The organism is Pseudomonadota bacterium (genome assembly GCA_008501635.1).
GTDB lineage: Bacteria > Pseudomonadota > Gammaproteobacteria > QQUJ01 > QQUJ01 > QQUJ01.
The window spans coordinates 14,738-31,139 of the sequence record QQUJ01000007.1 but is presented as its reverse complement, the minus strand read 5'-3'; the positions used below and the strand labels follow the sequence as shown (position 1 = coordinate 31,139).

Genomic DNA, 16,402 nt, shown 5'->3' with positions numbered 1-16,402 from the left:
GGAGAGGGAACCGGGTTTGGTTGACGTGAATGTGACCGAGGCGGCTTGAGCCCATGGATTTCGATCTCAGCGAAGAGCAGCAGGCGGTGCGCGATACTTTCGCGCGCTTCTGCGACGAGCGCATCGCCCCGCAGGCCGAGGCGCTGGACGAAGCGCACGCCTTTCCGCGCGAACTCTTCAACGAGTTGGGGGCGCTGGGGTTTTTCGGTATGCGTTATCCCGAGGCCTCGGGCGGCTCGGGGATGGATCTGGTGAGCTACGTGCTGGCGCTGACCGAGGTGTCGCGCGGTTCGCTGTCGCTGGCCGGCGCGGTGGCCATGCAGTCGCTGATGGGCACCAAGTTCCTGGAGATGCTGGGGAACTCCACCATTCATGAACAGTTGTTCCGGCCGGCGCTGGCCGGCGAAAAGATCGGCGGCATCTGCATGACCGAGCCCAACGCCGGCTCTGATCTCGGCGGTATCACCACCAGCGCGATCAAGGTCGATGGCGGCTATCGGTTGAACGGCCAGAAGACCTGGATCACCTCGGCGCCGGTGGCCGATTTCTTCACCGTCTTCGCCAAGGCCGGTGCCGAGAAGAGGCTCACCATCTTCCTGGTCGAGCGTGATTTCGCGGGGCTCGCCGTTGGCCGCGCCATCGAGAAGATGGGGGTGTGGGCGCTGCCCACCTCCGAGGTCGCCTTCGACGACTGCTTCGTGCCCGACAGCCACCGGTTGAGTCGGGAGGAGGGTGACGGCGAGGCGCACCTGCGCAAGCTCCTGGCCGAGATCCGCATCATCACCGGCGCCATGGCGGTGGGGGTGGCGCGCGCCGCGCTCGCAGCCGCCATCAACTACGCCGCCGAGCGCCAGCAGTTCGGCAAGCCCATCAACCGCTTTCAGGCGATTCAGCTCAAGCTCGCCGAGATGGCCACCGAGCTCGAGGCCGCCGAGCATCTGGTCCACTACGCCGCCTGGCTGAAAGACAACGAGCGCCCGCACCACAAGCAGTCGGCCATGGCCAAGCTGTTTGCCTCGGAGACCGCGGCGCGCGTCGCCGATCAGGCCGCGCGGGTGGCCGCCTCCTACGGCTACGCCATGGAGTACCCCTTCCAGCGCTACCTGCGCGATGTGCGCTTCACCCTGATCGGCGGCGGCACCAGCGAGATCCTCAAGCTGATCATCGCCAAGGAGTTATCGACATGAACCAGCGGCGTATCCGGGTGCTGATCGCCAAACCCGGCCTCGACGGCCACGACCAGGGCGCCAAAGTAGTCGTACGGGCCCTGATGGACGCCGGTTTCGAGGTGATCTACACCGGCCTGCGCCAGACCCCCGAGGCGGTGGCGCGGGTGGCCATGGAGGAGGATGTGGATGTGATCGGCCTCTCCAGCATGGCCGGTTCGCACCTCCCCTTCTGCCAGCGCCTGAAGGTGCTGCTCGACGAGCACGGCCTGGGCGACAAGGTGTGGCTGGTGGGGGGCAACGTCCCGCCCCAGGATCATGCGGCGCTGCAGGCGATCGGCGTCGATGCGATCTTCGCCCAGGGCAGCAAGCTGCGCGAGATCGTCGACTACATCAATGAGAAGGTGCAATGACCATCTATACCGACGACGGCCGGGTGATCAACGAGTCCGGCATCGAGATCAAGAGCGCCTACGGTCCCGACGATGTGGCCGCTTCCGGCGGCGTCGAGATGGTGGGCGCGCCGGGCGAGTATCCCTTTACCCGCGGCATCCACCGCGAGATGTACCGCAAGCGGCCGTGGACCATGCGCCAGTACGCCGGCTTCGGCAATCCGCAGGATACTAACCAGCGTTTCAAGTACCTGATCGCCAACGGCCAGACCGGGCTCAACGTCGCCTTCGACCTGCCCACCCAGATCGGCCTCGACAGCGACGATCCGCTGGCGGTCGGCGAGGTGGGGCGGGTCGGCATGGCGGTCGATTCGCTGCGCGATTTCGAGATCGCCTTCGACGGCATCGACCTGGAGAAGATCACCGTCTCGCTCACCATCAACGGCGCGGCGGCCATCCTCATCGCCATGTACCTCGCCATGGCCGAGAAGCGCGGCTACGACGTCAAGACGCTGCGCGGCACGGCGCAGAACGACATCCTCAAGGAGTTCATCGGCCGCGGCACCTGGATCTTCCCGGTGGAGCCGTCGGTGAAGCTGGTCTGCGACACCATCGAGTACTGCGCCGAGCACGCCCCCAAGTACAGCCCGGTGAGCGTGTGTGGTTATCACATCCGCGAATCGGGGGCGACGCCGACCCAGGAGATGGCCTACGCCTTCTGCATCGCCAAGGCCTATGCCGACGAGACGCTGAAACGCGGTCTGGCCATCGACGAATTCGCCGGGCGTCTCTCCTACAACTTCAACATCTTCGGCAACCTCTTCGAGCAGGTGGCGAAGTTCCGCGCCGGGCGCGGGCTGTGGGCGAAGATCGTCAAGGAACACTACGGCGCGCAGCAACCGTCGTCGATGTGGCTGCGCATGATCGCCGGCGGCGGGGGCGGCGGGCTCACCTTCGAGCAGCCCGAAGTCAACATCGTGCGCGGCGCCTACTACGCGCTGATCTCGTCGCTCTCCGGCACCCAGACCATGGCGCTCTGCTCCTACGACGAGGCCTACACCATCCCCACCGAATACTCGGCGCGCCTGTCGCTGCGCACCATGCAACTGCTGATCAAGGAGATGGGGCTGTGCGACACCGTCGACCCGCTGGCCGGCAGCTACTACATGGAGACGCTGACCAACCAGATGCGCGACGAGATGGAGACCATCATGGCCGAGGTGGACAAGGCCGGCGGCATCGTCAAGCTGGTGGCGAGCGGCGAGATCCAGGCCAAGGTCTCGGCCCAGGCCTACCGCATGCACCAGGACATCGAGTCGGGACGCTTCCCCAAGGTCGGCGTCAACTGCTACCAGATGGAAGAGGAGGAGCGCAGCGTCGAGTTCCATCCCTATAACGAGGCCGACGCGCAACTGCAGGTCGACAGCCTCAATCGCGTGCGCCAGGAGCGTGACGAGGCACAGGCACAGCAGGCCCTGGCCCAGGTGCGCGGTGATGCCGAGGCGGGCCGCAACGTCATGCCCGCCATCGTGGCGGCGGTCAAGGCGTATGCCACGGTCGGCGAAATCACCCAGGCGATGGTGGCGGTCTACGGCCGCTACCGTGAACCGATTCGGTTCTAGGCCGGGTACCGGATTTCATGTTTGCAAAGATCATTTTTCTCTCGCCAAGACGCAAAGGACGCCAAGAAAACTGGAACCATGACAGAAGACCACATCCGCAAGCGGGGCGTTAACGTTTCCTAGCCATTCAATCCAAGTTTGATGACTTGGCGCTCTTCGCGTCTTGGCGAGAGGAAAAGAGAGAACCATCGGGCGAGCCACTTCGCCGAATGAGCATTCGAGCTGTTGCAGGACACTGGAGGTAGTGACGAGATGAACCAACCCGAGATTCAGGAGTACGCCGCGCCGACGACGGTGCGCGAAGCGGTCGAACTGCTTGCCCGCGGCGAGGCCACCATCCTCGCCGGCGGCACCGATCTGATGGTGCAGGGCGAATCGGGCCGCGTGCGCTATCAGCCGCTGCTGCTCAACGTGCGCCGCATCGCCGAGATGACGGGCGTGCGCGTTGAAGGCGATCAACTGCGCCTCGGCGCGCTGACCACCATCACCGAACTGGAAGAGAACCCGCTGATCCAGGAGCACCTGCCGCTGCTGGTGCGCGCCGCTGATGTCTTTGCCAGCCCGCAGATCCGCAACGCAGCGACCGTGGGCGGCAACATCTGCAACGCCTCGCCCGCCGGCGACACCCTGGTGCCGCTGCTGGTGCTGAATGCCGAGGTGGAGCTGGCGGCGTGGGATGGCGGCACGGTGGTCACCCGCCGGCTGCCGCTGCAGGATTTCTTCGCCGGTCCCGGCAGGACGCACCGCCAGCCCCATGAGTTGCTTACCGCGATCCATGTGCCGCTGCCACCCGCCGGTTTCGTCGCCTGGTTCGAGAAGTTCGGTACCCGCCCGGCGCTGGATATCTCCACCGTCTCGGTAGCCATCGGCGGTGTGCTCACCGACCGCGCCTTTAGCGATGTGCGCGTCGCCTTCGGCTCCGTGGGGCCGACGCCTTACCGGGCGACCGCCACCGCCGCTGCGCTGGAGGGCAAACCCCTGGACGAGGTGACCATCGCCGCCGCGGCGACGGCGGCCAAGGAGGAGGTCCACCCCATCGATGACGCGCGGGCCAGTGCCTGGTACCGCCACGAACTCATCGCCAATCTGACCAAGAAGGTACTGCGCCATGTCACTGCTGCGTGAAATCCGCTTCCGTCTCAACGGCAGCCCGGTCCGGGTATCGGTCCCGGTCACTATGAGTACGCTCGACCTGCTGCGCGAGGAGCTGGGACTGACCGGCACCAAGTACGGCTGCGGCGAGGGCGAATGCGGCGCCTGCACCATTCTCATGGATGGTGTGTCGGTCAACGCCTGTCTGATGTTCGCCGTCGATTGCGAGGGTCGCTCCATCACCACCATCGAAGGCATCGCCGAAGACCCGGCCAACGACGAACTGCGCCACACCATGGTCAGGCACGGCGGCGTGCAGTGCGGTTTCTGCACCCCGGGCATGGTGGTGCAGACCAAGGCGCTGTTGGACGGCAATCCCCATCCCAACCGCAACGAGATCCAGCGCGGGCTGGAGGGCAATCTGTGCCGCTGCACCGGTTACAAAAAGATCGTCGACGCGGTAGCGGACCTGGCAGGAACAACGGAGTGAATACCATGATCGCGGTAAAGAAAGAGTCGTTGATCGGCCGCAGCATCCCGAAGCTCGATGCGCCGGACAAGGTGTCCGGCCGCACCCGTTACATTCAGGATCTGAACCTGCCCGGGCAGCTGGTGGGCAAGATCCTGCGCACCGACCGCATGCACGCGCGCATCCTCTCCATCGATACCAGCGCCGCCGCGGCGCTGCCCGGCGTGCGTGCGGTGATCACCGCCAAGGATCTGCCGCGCTGCTCGATCGGGATCAACAAGGACAATCCGCCGCTCAAGGGCGACAAGGTGCGCGCCGAACGCGACGAGATCGCCGCCGTGGCCGCCGAGAGCGAGGAGATCGCCGCCGAGGCGCTGCGCCTGATCAAGGTCGAGTACGAAGACCTGCCGACGATCTTCGATCCGCGCGAGGCGGTGCGCGAGGGCGCCCCGGTGATCCAGGACGCCAAGCCCGACAACGTGTGCATGGAGTTCAGCTACGAGCACGGCGACATCGACGCTGCCGAAGCGGAGTGCGACGTGGTGGTGGAGGACACCTTCAAGCTCCACTACGTCACCCACTGCTGCATGGGGGTGAGCGGGGTGATCGCCGATTTCGATGCGGCCTCCGGCAATCTCACCCTCTACTCCAACACCCAGGTGCCGTTCCTGCACAAGCGCGAATTCGCCGAGGTGCTGGAGATGGATCCCAACCGCATCCGCATCATCCAGCCGCCCATCGGCGGCGGCTTCGGCTCCAAGCTCGACATCTATCCGTTCGAACCCATTGCGGTGTTTCTGGCCAAGAAGGCGCGGCGGCCGGTGAAGCTGGTCTTTACCCGCGAGGAGGAGTTCATCGCCTCGCCGACGCGCCAGCCCGCCTACGTGCGCCTGCGCAGCGGCGCCAAAAAGGACGGCACCCTGATGTTCCGCCGTTTCGAGGCGCTGCTCGACAACGGCGCCTACACCTCGTGGGGGGCGACCATCCCGTTTGTGATGATGCAGACCGCCTCGTCGCTCTACCGGGTGCCGCACTGCCGTTATCACACGCGCGCGGTCTACACCAACAATCCGACCGCGGGTTCGTTCCGCGGCTACGGCAATCTGCAGGCCACCTTCGCCATCGAACAGCACATGGATCAGCTGGCCGACGCCATCGGCATGGATCCGCTGGCGTTCCGTCTGAAAAACGCGCAGGACCCCGGCGAGACCACCGGCCAGGGACTGCACTTCAAGAGCTGCGGACTCAAGCAGTGCCTGACCACGGCGGCCGAGCGCAGCGACTACGCGGCCAGGCGTGCCGCCAACGCCGCGGCCCGCGACAACGGCAATCCCATCAAGCGCGGTGTCGGCATCGCCTCGATGCTGCACGTCGGCGGCGGGGCGAAGATCTACCCCTCCGACGGTTGCGGCACCATCCTCAAGATGGACGACTTCGGCCGCGTCACCATCATGACCGGCGCCTCGGAGATCGGGCAGGGTTCGGAAACCGTCATCGCGCAGCTGGTGTGCGAGGAACTCGGCGTGCCGATGTCGTCGGTGACGGTGGTCAACAACGACACCGACGTCACGCCGTGGGATGTGGGTGTGCATGCCAGCCGCACCACCTTCATCGCCGGCAACGCCGCCATCGGCGCCGCGCGCCTGGCGAAGGAGAAGATTCTCTCCGCCGCCAGTTCGGTGACCGATATCCCCGCCGACGGGCTCGACCTGCGTGCCGGCAACATCGTGCGCACCGCCGACGACGAGGTGGTGATGCGTCTCGACAAGCTGCTACGCTCGCTGCACTTCCGCGACAAGGCCGAGCTGGTGATGACCAGCTTCTACTACGAGCCGCCCAGCGTGCATCAGGACAAGGGTTTCAAGGGCGATGTCTCCGCCGCCTACGCCTGGGCCACCCAGGTGGTGGAGGTCGAGGTCGACACCGAGACCGGCATCGTGCGCCTGCTCAAGGTGACCGCCGCCCACGATGTGGGACGGGTACTGAACCGTCTCGGCATCGAGGGGCAGATCGAGGGCGGTATCGTGATGGGGCAGGGCTATGCCCTCACCGAGGATCTGCTGGTCAGGGAAGGGCGCTGCCTCAATCCCAACTTTCGCGATTACAAACTGGTCACCGCGCCCGAGGTCCCCGAGATCGACGTGACCTTTATCGAGACCATGGACGGCGAAGGTCCGCAGGGCGCCAAGGGCGTGGGCGAGGCGCCGGCCATCTGCATTGCGGCCGCCACCGCCAACGCCATCTACAACGCCACCGGGGTGCGCATGCACGAAGCGCCGTTCACACCGGAGAAGGTCTACCGGGCCTTGCGTGGCATGGCGCAAGAGCCGGTGTTGAGTACCCGATGAAACGCCGCACCGTTCTTGCTCTGGAACAGGCTCTGAGCCTGCCGTCGGCGACGCTGCGTTTCGCGCAGCTCGGCTGGCGGGTGATCCGCATCGAGGCCACACCCACGGGCTCCGGGCTGCCGGGCGACCCCAACCGCTATATCGGCGCCAAGGTGCTGGACGACGACCGGCGCAGCTACTTCTTTGCCCCCAACGTCGGCAAGGAGTCGATCGCGCTCAACCTCAAGAGCCCCGAAGGGCAGCGCATTCTGCACCGGCTCGTGCGCGAACTCGATGTCGATATCTTCTGCTGCAACACGCTGCCGGGCCGTTATCGCGAACTGGGCATCGACTACGAAACGCTGAAAGGGGTGAAACCCGACATCATCTGGGCGGGCATCTCGGCCATGGGCCCCGACTATCCCCACGTGCCGGGCTACGATCCCGCGGTGCAGGCGATGGCCGGCTACATGGAACTGACCGGCAGCTCCGACGGGCCGCCGACGCTGACCGGTGTGCCGCTGATCGATCTCAAGGCGGGCGACGAGGTGTTCGCCGGCGTCTGTCTGGCGCTGGCCGAGCGCGCCGAGAGCGGCGAGGGGCAGGCGATCCATGTCTCCATGCTGCAGGCGGCCGCCTCGTGGCTCATCACCACGCTGCCGCTGCTGGACTTCGACTGCGACTATTCGGAGATCACCCGCTGCGGCAACGAACACCGCAAGTTCATTCCGACTAACGCCTACCCTACCGCGGACGGTTTCATCTTCGTCGCCGTGGGCAACGACGTGCAGTGGCAGCGCCTGACCGCCATCCCCAAGTTCGCAGCGGTGGGCCAGCCGGGCCGCGAGACCAACGACGGCCGTCACCAGGTGCGCGCCGCCATACACCGTGATATGGCGAGTGTCACGGCGCGCTACACCACCGCCGAGCTGACCGTCGATTTCGCCGCCGCCAAGATCGCCCATGCCCCCATCCATACCATTCCGCAGGTGGCCGCACTCGAAGCCCTGCGCGATCGCCTGACCCGGGCCCGGATGCCCGATGGCCGCACGATCCGCATGCAGCCCCCGGCCGTGGATCGACCGGGATTGCAGAGCGAGCTGCCGTTGCCGCCCAGGTACGGCGAGCATACGCGCGGGGTGTTGGCCGAGGCGGGTTATCAGGAGGAAGAGGTCGATGGGTTCATCGCTGGCGGGGCGATTGCGTGACGGAAACATGCGCAATAGTTCCCCTCCCGCAGGGGCAGGTCCTCGAGCGGATCGGCAGGCAGTGATCGCAGCAGATCCCCTCTCCCGCCTGGAGAGGGGGACCGCTTGTCCCGACTGATGCGTTGGAAGGCGGCTGATAATGCTTGTTCGTGTGCTTAACGCCCCCCTCTGGCTCTCCGGCTTTCGCCCGTTCTATCTCGGCGCGGCGGTCTACGGCCCCCTGGTGCTGTTGGTCTGGCCCCTGGAGTGGGTGAGCCCCGATGTCGTGTCGCCCCATGCCCTCTGGCATGGCCACGAGATGGTGTTTGGGTTCGCTGCCGCGATCATCGCCGGGTTTGTCCTGACCGCGCTGCCGGGGTGGGCGGGTACCGCGGAGATCGGTGGTGGGCGCCTGGTGCTGTTGGCCGGCGTGTGGCTGGCGGGGCGCGTTGCATTCTGGCACCAGGGGAGCCTGCCGCCCGGTGTGGCGGGCGGTATGGATGCGCTGTTCTATCTGCTGCTGACGCTGATTGTTGCGCCCGGTCTATGGCGTGTGCCGCAACGGCTCTATCTTCTGCTGCTGCCCCTGTTGATCGGTTTCTTCGTCGCCGACCTTCGCTATTGGCAGGCCATCTCCGCCGGCGATTTCGCAGCCGCCGGGCGGGCGCTGCAGCTGGCGGTCTACACGATGATGGCGCTCTTCACCTTCGTCGCCGGTTTTCTCACACCGATCTTTACCGAGAATACGCTGCGTGAGCGCGGATGGGCGGGACGCATCCCCTTTTCCGTGCCGCTGGAGACTGCGGCGGTGCTGGTCACCGTGGCCTACGGCGCGGTTCTCGTTGCCGATCTGGCACCTGTGATCACCGGCGCGGTGGCCCTGGCTGCGGCGCTGGTTCACGGGATGCGCATGGCGCGCTGGCGGAGCTGGTCGGTGCGCCGGGTGCCGGTGGTGTTCGTGATGCATGTGGGTTATCTCGGGCTGATTGCCGCCTTTGTGGCGCGTGCGCTGGGGGATCTCACCCCCGTGCTCAGCGGGAACGCCGCGCTGCACCTCTTTACGGTGGGTGCATTCGGCGTCATGAAGATGGGGCTGATGACCCGCGTCGTGCTGAAACACACGGGTCGCCGCGTCGAGCCCGCCCCGGTGGTGGTATTGGCGTTCTGGCTGATGGCGGGGGCGGCGTTGCTGCGTTTCGCCGGCGGAGTCGCGGCGACTTCCACCCTGATCATCGACGCGTCGGTGCTGCTGTGGATTGCAGCCCTGATGATCTATCTCATCGCCTATGGCGGTCATCTGCTGCGGCCCAGCCTGCCGCGCAGTTGATGCCGGCTCTCGCGGCGCTCCAAATCCGATTCGGTTGTTTCTGGTCTAACCTTAATGCAGGGCTTTGCGTATCGTGCGACGGCTGCAGGGTCGCTCGTGGTCAGCCTGCAGAGAAGGAGGTGTACACATGTTAGCCGCCAGAACCTACAAAAAAATCGATTCCCACCGTCTCCCCGCCGACACGCCGATCCTGCGTTACCAGGAGGTGCGACCCGACACGGTCGCCATGAACGCCCCGGCGACCGACGTGATGACCGACCTCAGTCAGGTGCCGGTGATCTCCATCGAAGCGGAGGCGGGGATCGACGAGGCGCTCAAGCTGATGATCCATGCCCGCGTGCGCATGCTGGTGGTGTTCAACAGCGAGGGCGATCTGGTGGGACTGATCACCTCGCGCGACATCGTGGGCGAGAAACCGGTCGACTTCGTCTCGCGGCATCGCATCGCCCGCGATCAGGTGCGGGTTGCCGACATCATGACCCCGCGCGGTCAGGTCGATGTGCTGCACATGGCCGAAGTGACGCGTGCGCGGGTCGGCGACATCATCGAAACGCTGCGCGAACAGGGTCGGCAGCATGCGCTGGCGATCGAGAAGACACCCACCGGCGAGTGGGCGCTGCGTGGAATCTTCTCGACGACGCACATCGGACGTCGTCTGGGAATCAGTGTCGAAGCCTCGGGCGCCGTGCAGAGTTTCGCCGAGCTGGAGGCGGTATTGGCGGGATAAGAACCGGGCGCCACGCATGGATACAGGGGAGGGGATACTTTTTCCGTCACGCCGCGATCGCTGGCTCACGCTGTTGATCTGGCTGGGCAGCAGCGGTTGCGTGTTCGGTGCGATTGCCGCCTTCGGGAGCGGTGAAGGTCTCCTGTTCACGATGCTGTTCCCCGTCATCATGATCGTCAGTGCGGTGTTCATGCTGTGGGTGCTGTACGGCACCGGCTATCGGGTGAGTGAGCAGGGACTGAACATCCGCAGCGGCCCGTTTCGCATGAACCTTGCCATCGAACGGATCGTATCCGTGACGCCGAGCCGCAATCCGCTCTCCAGTCCGGCCTGTTCGCTGGATCGGCTGATGATCGAGTATGCCGGCGGCGCACGGCGCATCATGGTTTCACCGCAGGACAAGCCCCGGTTCCTGGAGACCTTGCGAGAGCGGAATTCGCGGTTGCGCTACACGGATGGCGGGTGTGGTCTGCAAGACAGCGGCGGTGAATGAACAGGACAGCGTCGCGGTGTCGCGAAATCGTGGGTGTCGTGAAACGCGGCTACGGCGTCGCCTCGGGTATCGCGGGTGATACACGCTTTCCCCGCGGGACACTGCAGCTGCAGATACCGCACTTCAAAACGCTGGGGCTCGATCTGAGCGATTGCCATCCCGGCACTATTAATCTCGATATCTCGCCGCTGGTCTACACGGTCGGTGTACCCGACTACCGCTTTGCGCAAATGCGCTGGTCGAGCGACGTCCCCGCCGAAACCTTTTCGTTCTGCACCTGTCGGGTATATCACCGGGGTACCGCGGTCCCCGGCTGGATCTACTACCCCGATCCCGAGACCAAGCCCGAGCACTTTCACGACGCCTCGACACTGGAGATCCTGGCGCCATGGCTGGAGGGTGTCGGGGTTGGCGACGCTTTGACGATCGAAGTGGACGCGGGGAAGGTGGTGGTCGGGTGATGCGGTTTTGCGCAGAGCCGCGAAGAACGCCCAGGTCGATCGCCTCTAAAACACGTTTCGATGCAGAGCTGCGCAACAGGGTTGTTCGACTCAGGATTGAATTGCAGTAGCCGTTGCTGCAGCTGACAGCCAGCGCCGGATACATCCAAGCCTCGAATGACAGAGATCGTCAGGTGCAGACCACCATCTCCAAGATCGATAATCACGCCGTCAGAGTCCAAGATCTCCGTCAAGGCTGCTCCAACTCGCGGCCCGAAATCAGATGCATAGCATGTCGGGCGAAAAAACGACACTTATGGCGTCGGTCGGGCAATCCTGACGGCAGGATCCGCAGTGCCAGCACTCCTCCGGTTTCGGCAGGTAGGGGGAGCGTTTTTCCAGATGGACGCCATAGGGCAGACGCTGGGGGGTGATCTTGACGATTCCCCCCGAGCCGTCAGGACTCTCTACATTTTGCGGTTTATGCATGTAGATGACGTCACCGGGACAGACCACGTCGCAAGTGCCGCATCCGTCGCATTTATTGAGATCGAAAGTCACGGGCATGGTTCTTCTCCGTCCGGCTAAGCGGAATAGGTGATGCGTTCGAAATCGCATTCGACACTCGCGCCGGCCTGCTTGACCACCACCAGGCCGCACCAGTTCTTATCGTCGGTTTCCGGATAATCGAGACGGTAGTGATAGGGTTTATTGCGGCTTTCGGTCCTAAACAGGGCGCTATGAGCCATGATCTTGCCGACCGCCAACAAGTTTCGGGTTTCGTTGACCCGCATCAGGTCGTGCAGATCATCCACTTTGACGCTGTCGAAGTGGGTCTCGAGCTTCCCCAGTTTTTCGAGACCGGTTTTGAGACCAACCTCCGTTCGGGCCGGGCCGACGTGTTCGCTCATGATCTTGCGCACGGTATCTTCGATCTGGCGGTAGGGCACGCCGCTTTTCCGATGCAGCGGTGCAACAAACCGGTCGGCGGTCTCCCGAACCAGGACAGCGTCTGGTGAATCCCCCAGGCGGGTGCGCAGAGCGTGGGCCGCCGCCGATTTCCCCGCCTTGTAGCCGCCGGTGACCGCGCCGTGAACACAGCGGTTGTGATCAGCGGAATCGCCGCAGGCGTAGAGCCCGGGAACCGTAGTTGCACCCTCGCCGTCGATCTTGATACCGCTTCCGGTGACCTCGGTGGGGCCGGCCTGCATGCCTTCGGATACCATGATCTCAATCGGCTTGGTCGCAATGTCTTCGCCGCGCTGATCGAAATATTCGGGTAACGTGTCCTTGTCGTAACTCAGGGTCGCCTGCAGGTGCCGCATTTCGTCACTGGGCAGGTGGGTGCAGTCCACGTAGACGGGCCCGCGGCCGTTTCGCAACTCATTGAGGGTATTGAAAACCACAGCGTATCGGGGTGCCCTGTTTCCCTGAGGGTGGCTTTTCTCCATGTAATAGTCGCCCATGCTGTTCATGAATCGTCCCCCCATACCCACCAGGGCGTTGAAGCCCGGGGCAGCGAAACCCTTGGGGAGGATGGTCATACGCATATACTCCATATTGGTAAGGGCCGCCCCAGCCTTAAAGGCCATCATCTGACCGTCGCCCGTATTGTAGGGGCAGAGCCAGGTGTTGAACGGGTTGAGCCGTGGATTCTCATAGAGGCGGTTGGTGTTGCCGGTGGCAACGATTGTCGATTTCGCCTTGAAGACGAAAAAATCGCCGGTACGAACCTGATAGCCTATGGCGCCGACCACCTGGCCGTCCCGGGTCAGCAGGTCGACGGTCATGATCCGCCCGAAAACCTTGCAGCCCGCCTCGCGCACCGCCTTTCCCAGCTTGGGTTTGAGGCGCTTACCGTTGAAATTGATCCACATGGGGCCCGGTTGGCCCATCGACTGGGTGCGATAGAAGGTACCGTCCGGCTGGGTCATCGGGTTGCCGATCCTGGCCATGCGCTCGATTGCCGCCGGCAGTTCGGCGCAATAGAGGGATTGGATATGTCCCAGGTGATTGGTACCGCGGCCGATCTTCTCCACGTAGCTGAGGAAAGCGTCCTCAGTATCCCAGGCGGGACCTGTGTTGAGGTAGGCCAGGAAGTGGTCGACCCCGCCGCCGATGTCGCCCGAGCGGTCGATATTCGACTTGTCGAGGACGATGACCGACGCACCACTGTCCGCGGCGCCGAGCGCCGCGTTGGTTCCGGCCAGCCCACCGCCAATGATCAAGACGTCTGTTGCAAACTCTCTGATCTTCATGGCAGCACTCCTACAAACTGAAAATGCGTTTGGCGTTTTCTCCCCGTACTTTTTTACGCTCGGCGGCGGGGAGAGAATCGACTCGCCCCAGACAGCCGCTCATGTCTCCGATGTTATGCGGGTAGTCGGACCCGAAGAGCACGTTGTCGCCGCCGCCCACGTCGACGCAAAGGTCCAGGGCGCCCTGGGTGAATACCACGGAGTCGTAGTAGATTTGCGACAGGTAGGTGCTGGGCGGCCGAGAGATCTTTTCCCGGCAGGGCGGCATGTTCCGGTAGCACATGTCCAGGCGCCCCGCCTGGTAGGGCAAAAATCCGCCGCCGTGCCCGGCGATGATTTTGAGGCTGGGATAGCGGTCGAGGAATCCGTCGAAAATCATCCGTGAGACGGCCAGAGTGGTGTCGAACATGAAGCCCGTGGAGGCGATGAGGTTGTAGTCGAACACATCCATCTCCGCGGTGCCCGGCGGGGCGGTCGGATGAACCAGCACCGGCAACCCGCGCCGGTCGATCTCCTCCCACAGCGGCGCGAATTTTTCATCGGTCAGCGAGATGCCGTCGATATTGGCCGAGACGAAGACACCGAGCGCGCCGTGGTCACAGGCGTGGGCCAGTTCGCCCAGCGCGGTCTGTGGATATTGCCACGGGAGGGTGGCGAAATAGCGGATTCGGTCGGGCCAGGCGCGTTGCTGCGCGGCCATGTCGTCGTTCATCATCCGGGCGGTGTGGCGGCTGGTCTCCTCACCGCCCCAATAGACGCTGGGGCAGGTCAGCGAGACAATGGCAATATCGACACCGGCCTTGTCCATGTTCTCGATGCGCTTGGCGTAATCGAACATATTGTCCATCAGGGTCATGAAGGGTGCGCCGTCCAGGTGTACGACCTGTTGGCCGCCGCGTTCCTCGACCGTATAGCGCTCCCCCTCTTTAGCGAGGCGCTTCACCCATTCGTTGTTGAGCATATGTGTGTGGACGTCGATAACTGTCATTGTCTTACTCCGAGTTTAAATCGGTTGAGGCCGGTTTTTAGGTTGATCAGCAGGAACACGATTGCCGTGGGGACGAGCACCAGAAACGATTCCGGCCCCGACCAGAGGGTGGAGGTTCCGACGATCATCGCCGCGATGAGGAAAGCCCACGATCTCTGCCAGTCGGTTCTATCGCCGTTCTTCCGGCCCGCCATGCACCGGGCGAGCAGATAGCCGGCAAAACTGACGGTGACGGTCGCAAGGCCGATGGCAAGCCAGGAGCCCTGGGCAACGAGTGCCGGATTCAAGGCGAAAAGAAACGGTAGGATGAAGGCCGACGACCCCAGACGGAGACCTGCGAGGCCGGTCTTCCATAGTCCCGCCCCGGCCAGGCTGGCGGCGGCGTAGGAGGCGATGGCGACCGGTGGGGTCAGCATGGACAGCAGACCGAAATAGAAAATAAACAGATGGGCCGGCAGTTCCGGAACGCCCATACCGACGATGGCTGGTGCCAGGATGATCGACAACAGGATGTAGACCGCCGCCGTGGGCATGCCCATGCCCAGAAAGATGGCGATCACCGCCGTCAGAGCCAGCATCACCAGCAGTCCGGCGCTCTCGCCCACGTGGGACAGGACGTTGGTCAGCAGAAATCCGAGGCCCGAAATATTCAGGGCGCCGATGACAATTCCGGCCGCCGCGCAGATGAGGATTAGGGTCACCAGGGTACCGCCGGATTGGTGGAAGAAAGAGCGGATCATCTCCCGGTCCGGTAGGCGCCGCATGACCAGAAAGCCCGCCACCGCGGTTGTCGCCGCACAGATCAGGGCGGTTTTCCCGGGCGTGTAGCCGAGCCAGAACAGGAAGTAGATCAAAAGGGCAAGAGGGGTCAGATAGAGCCATCCGTGTCGGAAGGTTTGCCCAAGCTTGGGGAGTTGATCGCGCGGCAGACCGTGGAGGCCGTGCCGGGCGGCGATCAGATCGACCTGCATGAACAGGATGAAGTAGTAGATAATCGCAGGAATGAGGGCGGCGGCCACCACGTCGCTGTAGGGGATCTGGAGAAATTCGGCGATCAGGAAAGCGGTGGCGCCCATCACTGGGGGCGCGAGTTGTCCGCCGTTCGACGCCACCGCTTCAATGGCTGCGGCGACGTGAGGGGGGAAACCCGATCGCTTCATCAGCGGAATCGTCACCACGCCGGTGCTCATGACGTTGGCGACCGTCGAGCCGCTGATCGAGCCGAAGATGCTGGAGGCGACGACGGCGACCTTGGCCGGTCCACCGCGTCGATGCCCCATGGCGCCCATGGCCAGGTCGGTGAAATACTTGCTGGATCCCACCGCACCCATCACCGCCCCCAGTACGATGAAACCGAGCACCACTGTCACACACACTCCGAGGACCAGCCCGGGGACACCGTTGGTGTCACTGTAGAGATATAGAACGAGGCGGGCTGGCGAGGTGTAGGGGGCTTCAAAGGCGCCGGGGAGGTGGTGGCCCAAAAAGGCGTAAAGCCCGATGACCGACACCAGGGCGGTGATCGGCGTGCCGCAGTTTTTCCGCAATGCCTCCAGCAGGAGCACCAGTCCGATCAGGCCCGGGAGCCATTTTTCGGGCCCCCGATTGGCGATGTCGATCAGCCAGTCGCCGTGGTTATATCCCGCCCAGAACCAACAGGCCAGGGCCAGGATGCCGATTGTCAGTTCGAGGGCGCCCGCCCGTTTGCCGTACGGGTTGCGCAGAAAGCCGGCGGCTATGGCCATCCCAACCATTACCGACAAGTAGGAGGCGTCGAGGACGGGCAGCCTTAGCAGGAGGGGAAGATCGACTAACCACAGGATACCCAGGAAGGGGATCGCCGCCAGTAGGAACTGATAGGACGCAGTGGCCAAGCGGTATGACATGAGTAATCTCTCGCTGGTTTTAGCAAAA

The 16,402-nt window shown here is 64.0% G+C and carries 15 protein-coding genes; 11 read left to right on the top strand and 4 right to left on the bottom strand.

The features are described 5' to 3' along the window. Positions 1-53: 53 nt before the first annotated feature. The 11 genes from DWQ09_02210 to DWQ09_02160 all read left to right on the top strand — a co-directional run bounded on the left by DWQ09_02210 (position 54) and on the right by DWQ09_02160 (position 11,263). Positions 54-1,187 (top strand): acyl-CoA dehydrogenase, encoded by a 1,134-nt coding sequence (locus DWQ09_02210; protein KAA3629964.1) that lies wholly within the window; start codon positions 54-56, stop codon positions 1,185-1,187. Then, positions 1,184-1,579 carry a methylmalonyl-CoA mutase gene (locus DWQ09_02205; protein KAA3629963.1) on the top strand — a complete coding sequence of 132 codons (396 nt, stop codon included), beginning with the start codon at positions 1,184-1,186 and terminating at the stop codon, positions 1,577-1,579. The genes DWQ09_02210 and DWQ09_02205 overlap by 4 nt, the downstream gene beginning before the upstream one ends. Continuing rightward, complete coding sequence (locus tag DWQ09_02200) at positions 1,576-3,180, top strand: methylmalonyl-CoA mutase (protein ID KAA3629962.1); 1,605 nt, start codon at positions 1,576-1,578, stop codon at positions 3,178-3,180. The genes DWQ09_02205 and DWQ09_02200 overlap by 4 nt, the downstream gene beginning before the upstream one ends. Before the next feature lie 252 nt (positions 3,181-3,432). Beyond that, positions 3,433-4,305: a xanthine dehydrogenase family protein subunit M gene (locus tag DWQ09_02195; GenBank protein ID KAA3629961.1), complete on the top strand. Its 873-nt coding sequence runs from the start codon at positions 3,433-3,435 to the stop codon at positions 4,303-4,305. Further along, positions 4,289-4,762, top strand: a complete 474-nt coding sequence (locus tag DWQ09_02190; protein ID KAA3629960.1) for a (2Fe-2S)-binding protein — start codon at positions 4,289-4,291, stop codon at positions 4,760-4,762. Before DWQ09_02195 ends, DWQ09_02190 begins: the two co-directional genes overlap by 17 nt. A gap of 5 nt (positions 4,763-4,767) precedes the next feature. Then, positions 4,768-7,089 carry a xanthine dehydrogenase family protein molybdopterin-binding subunit gene (locus DWQ09_02185; GenBank protein ID KAA3629996.1) on the top strand — a complete coding sequence of 774 codons (2,322 nt, stop codon included), beginning with the start codon at positions 4,768-4,770 and terminating at the stop codon, positions 7,087-7,089. After that, a complete protein-coding gene (locus DWQ09_02180) occupies positions 7,086-8,276 on the top strand; it encodes a CoA transferase (GenBank protein ID KAA3629959.1) in 1,191 nt (396 codons plus the stop codon). The genes DWQ09_02185 and DWQ09_02180 overlap by 4 nt, the downstream gene beginning before the upstream one ends. Before the next feature lie 139 nt (positions 8,277-8,415). Further along, positions 8,416-9,582: an NnrS family protein gene (locus DWQ09_02175; GenBank protein KAA3629958.1), complete on the top strand. Its 1,167-nt coding sequence runs from the start codon at positions 8,416-8,418 to the stop codon at positions 9,580-9,582. Between the two features lie 127 nt (positions 9,583-9,709). Further along, positions 9,710-10,309: a CBS domain-containing protein gene (locus DWQ09_02170; protein KAA3629957.1), complete on the top strand. Its 600-nt coding sequence runs from the start codon at positions 9,710-9,712 to the stop codon at positions 10,307-10,309. Positions 10,310-10,325: 16 nt separating this feature from the next. Further along, positions 10,326-10,802 carry a hypothetical protein gene (locus DWQ09_02165; protein ID KAA3629956.1) on the top strand — a complete coding sequence of 159 codons (477 nt, stop codon included), beginning with the start codon at positions 10,326-10,328 and terminating at the stop codon, positions 10,800-10,802. Then, a complete protein-coding gene (locus tag DWQ09_02160) occupies positions 10,799-11,263 on the top strand; it encodes a hypothetical protein (GenBank protein KAA3629955.1) in 465 nt (154 codons plus the stop codon). The genes DWQ09_02165 and DWQ09_02160 overlap by 4 nt, the downstream gene beginning before the upstream one ends. Positions 11,264-11,521: 258 nt before the next feature. Here DWQ09_02160 and DWQ09_02155 read toward each other — a convergent pair whose 3' ends face one another. From DWQ09_02155 to DWQ09_02140, 4 genes are read right to left on the bottom strand one after another with little or no spacing between them, the layout of a single operon-like run. After that, a complete protein-coding gene (locus tag DWQ09_02155; protein KAA3629954.1) occupies positions 11,522-11,809 on the bottom strand; it encodes a 4Fe-4S dicluster domain-containing protein in 288 nt (95 codons plus the stop codon). A 17-nt stretch (positions 11,810-11,826) separates the two neighbouring features. Continuing rightward, positions 11,827-13,500 carry an FAD-binding protein gene (locus DWQ09_02150; protein KAA3629953.1) on the bottom strand — a complete coding sequence of 558 codons (1,674 nt, stop codon included), beginning with the start codon at positions 13,498-13,500 and terminating at the stop codon, positions 11,827-11,829. 10 nt (positions 13,501-13,510) lie between these two features. Further along, entirely contained in the window at positions 13,511-14,488 is a 978-nt protein-coding gene (locus tag DWQ09_02145) for a 2-amino-3-carboxymuconate-6-semialdehyde decarboxylase (GenBank protein KAA3629952.1), read from the bottom strand. Further along, positions 14,485-16,374: a TRAP transporter permease DctM/Q gene (locus tag DWQ09_02140; protein ID KAA3629951.1), complete on the bottom strand. Its 1,890-nt coding sequence runs from the start codon at positions 16,372-16,374 to the stop codon at positions 14,485-14,487. Before DWQ09_02140 ends, DWQ09_02145 begins: the two co-directional genes overlap by 4 nt. Positions 16,375-16,402 lie beyond the last annotated feature (28 nt).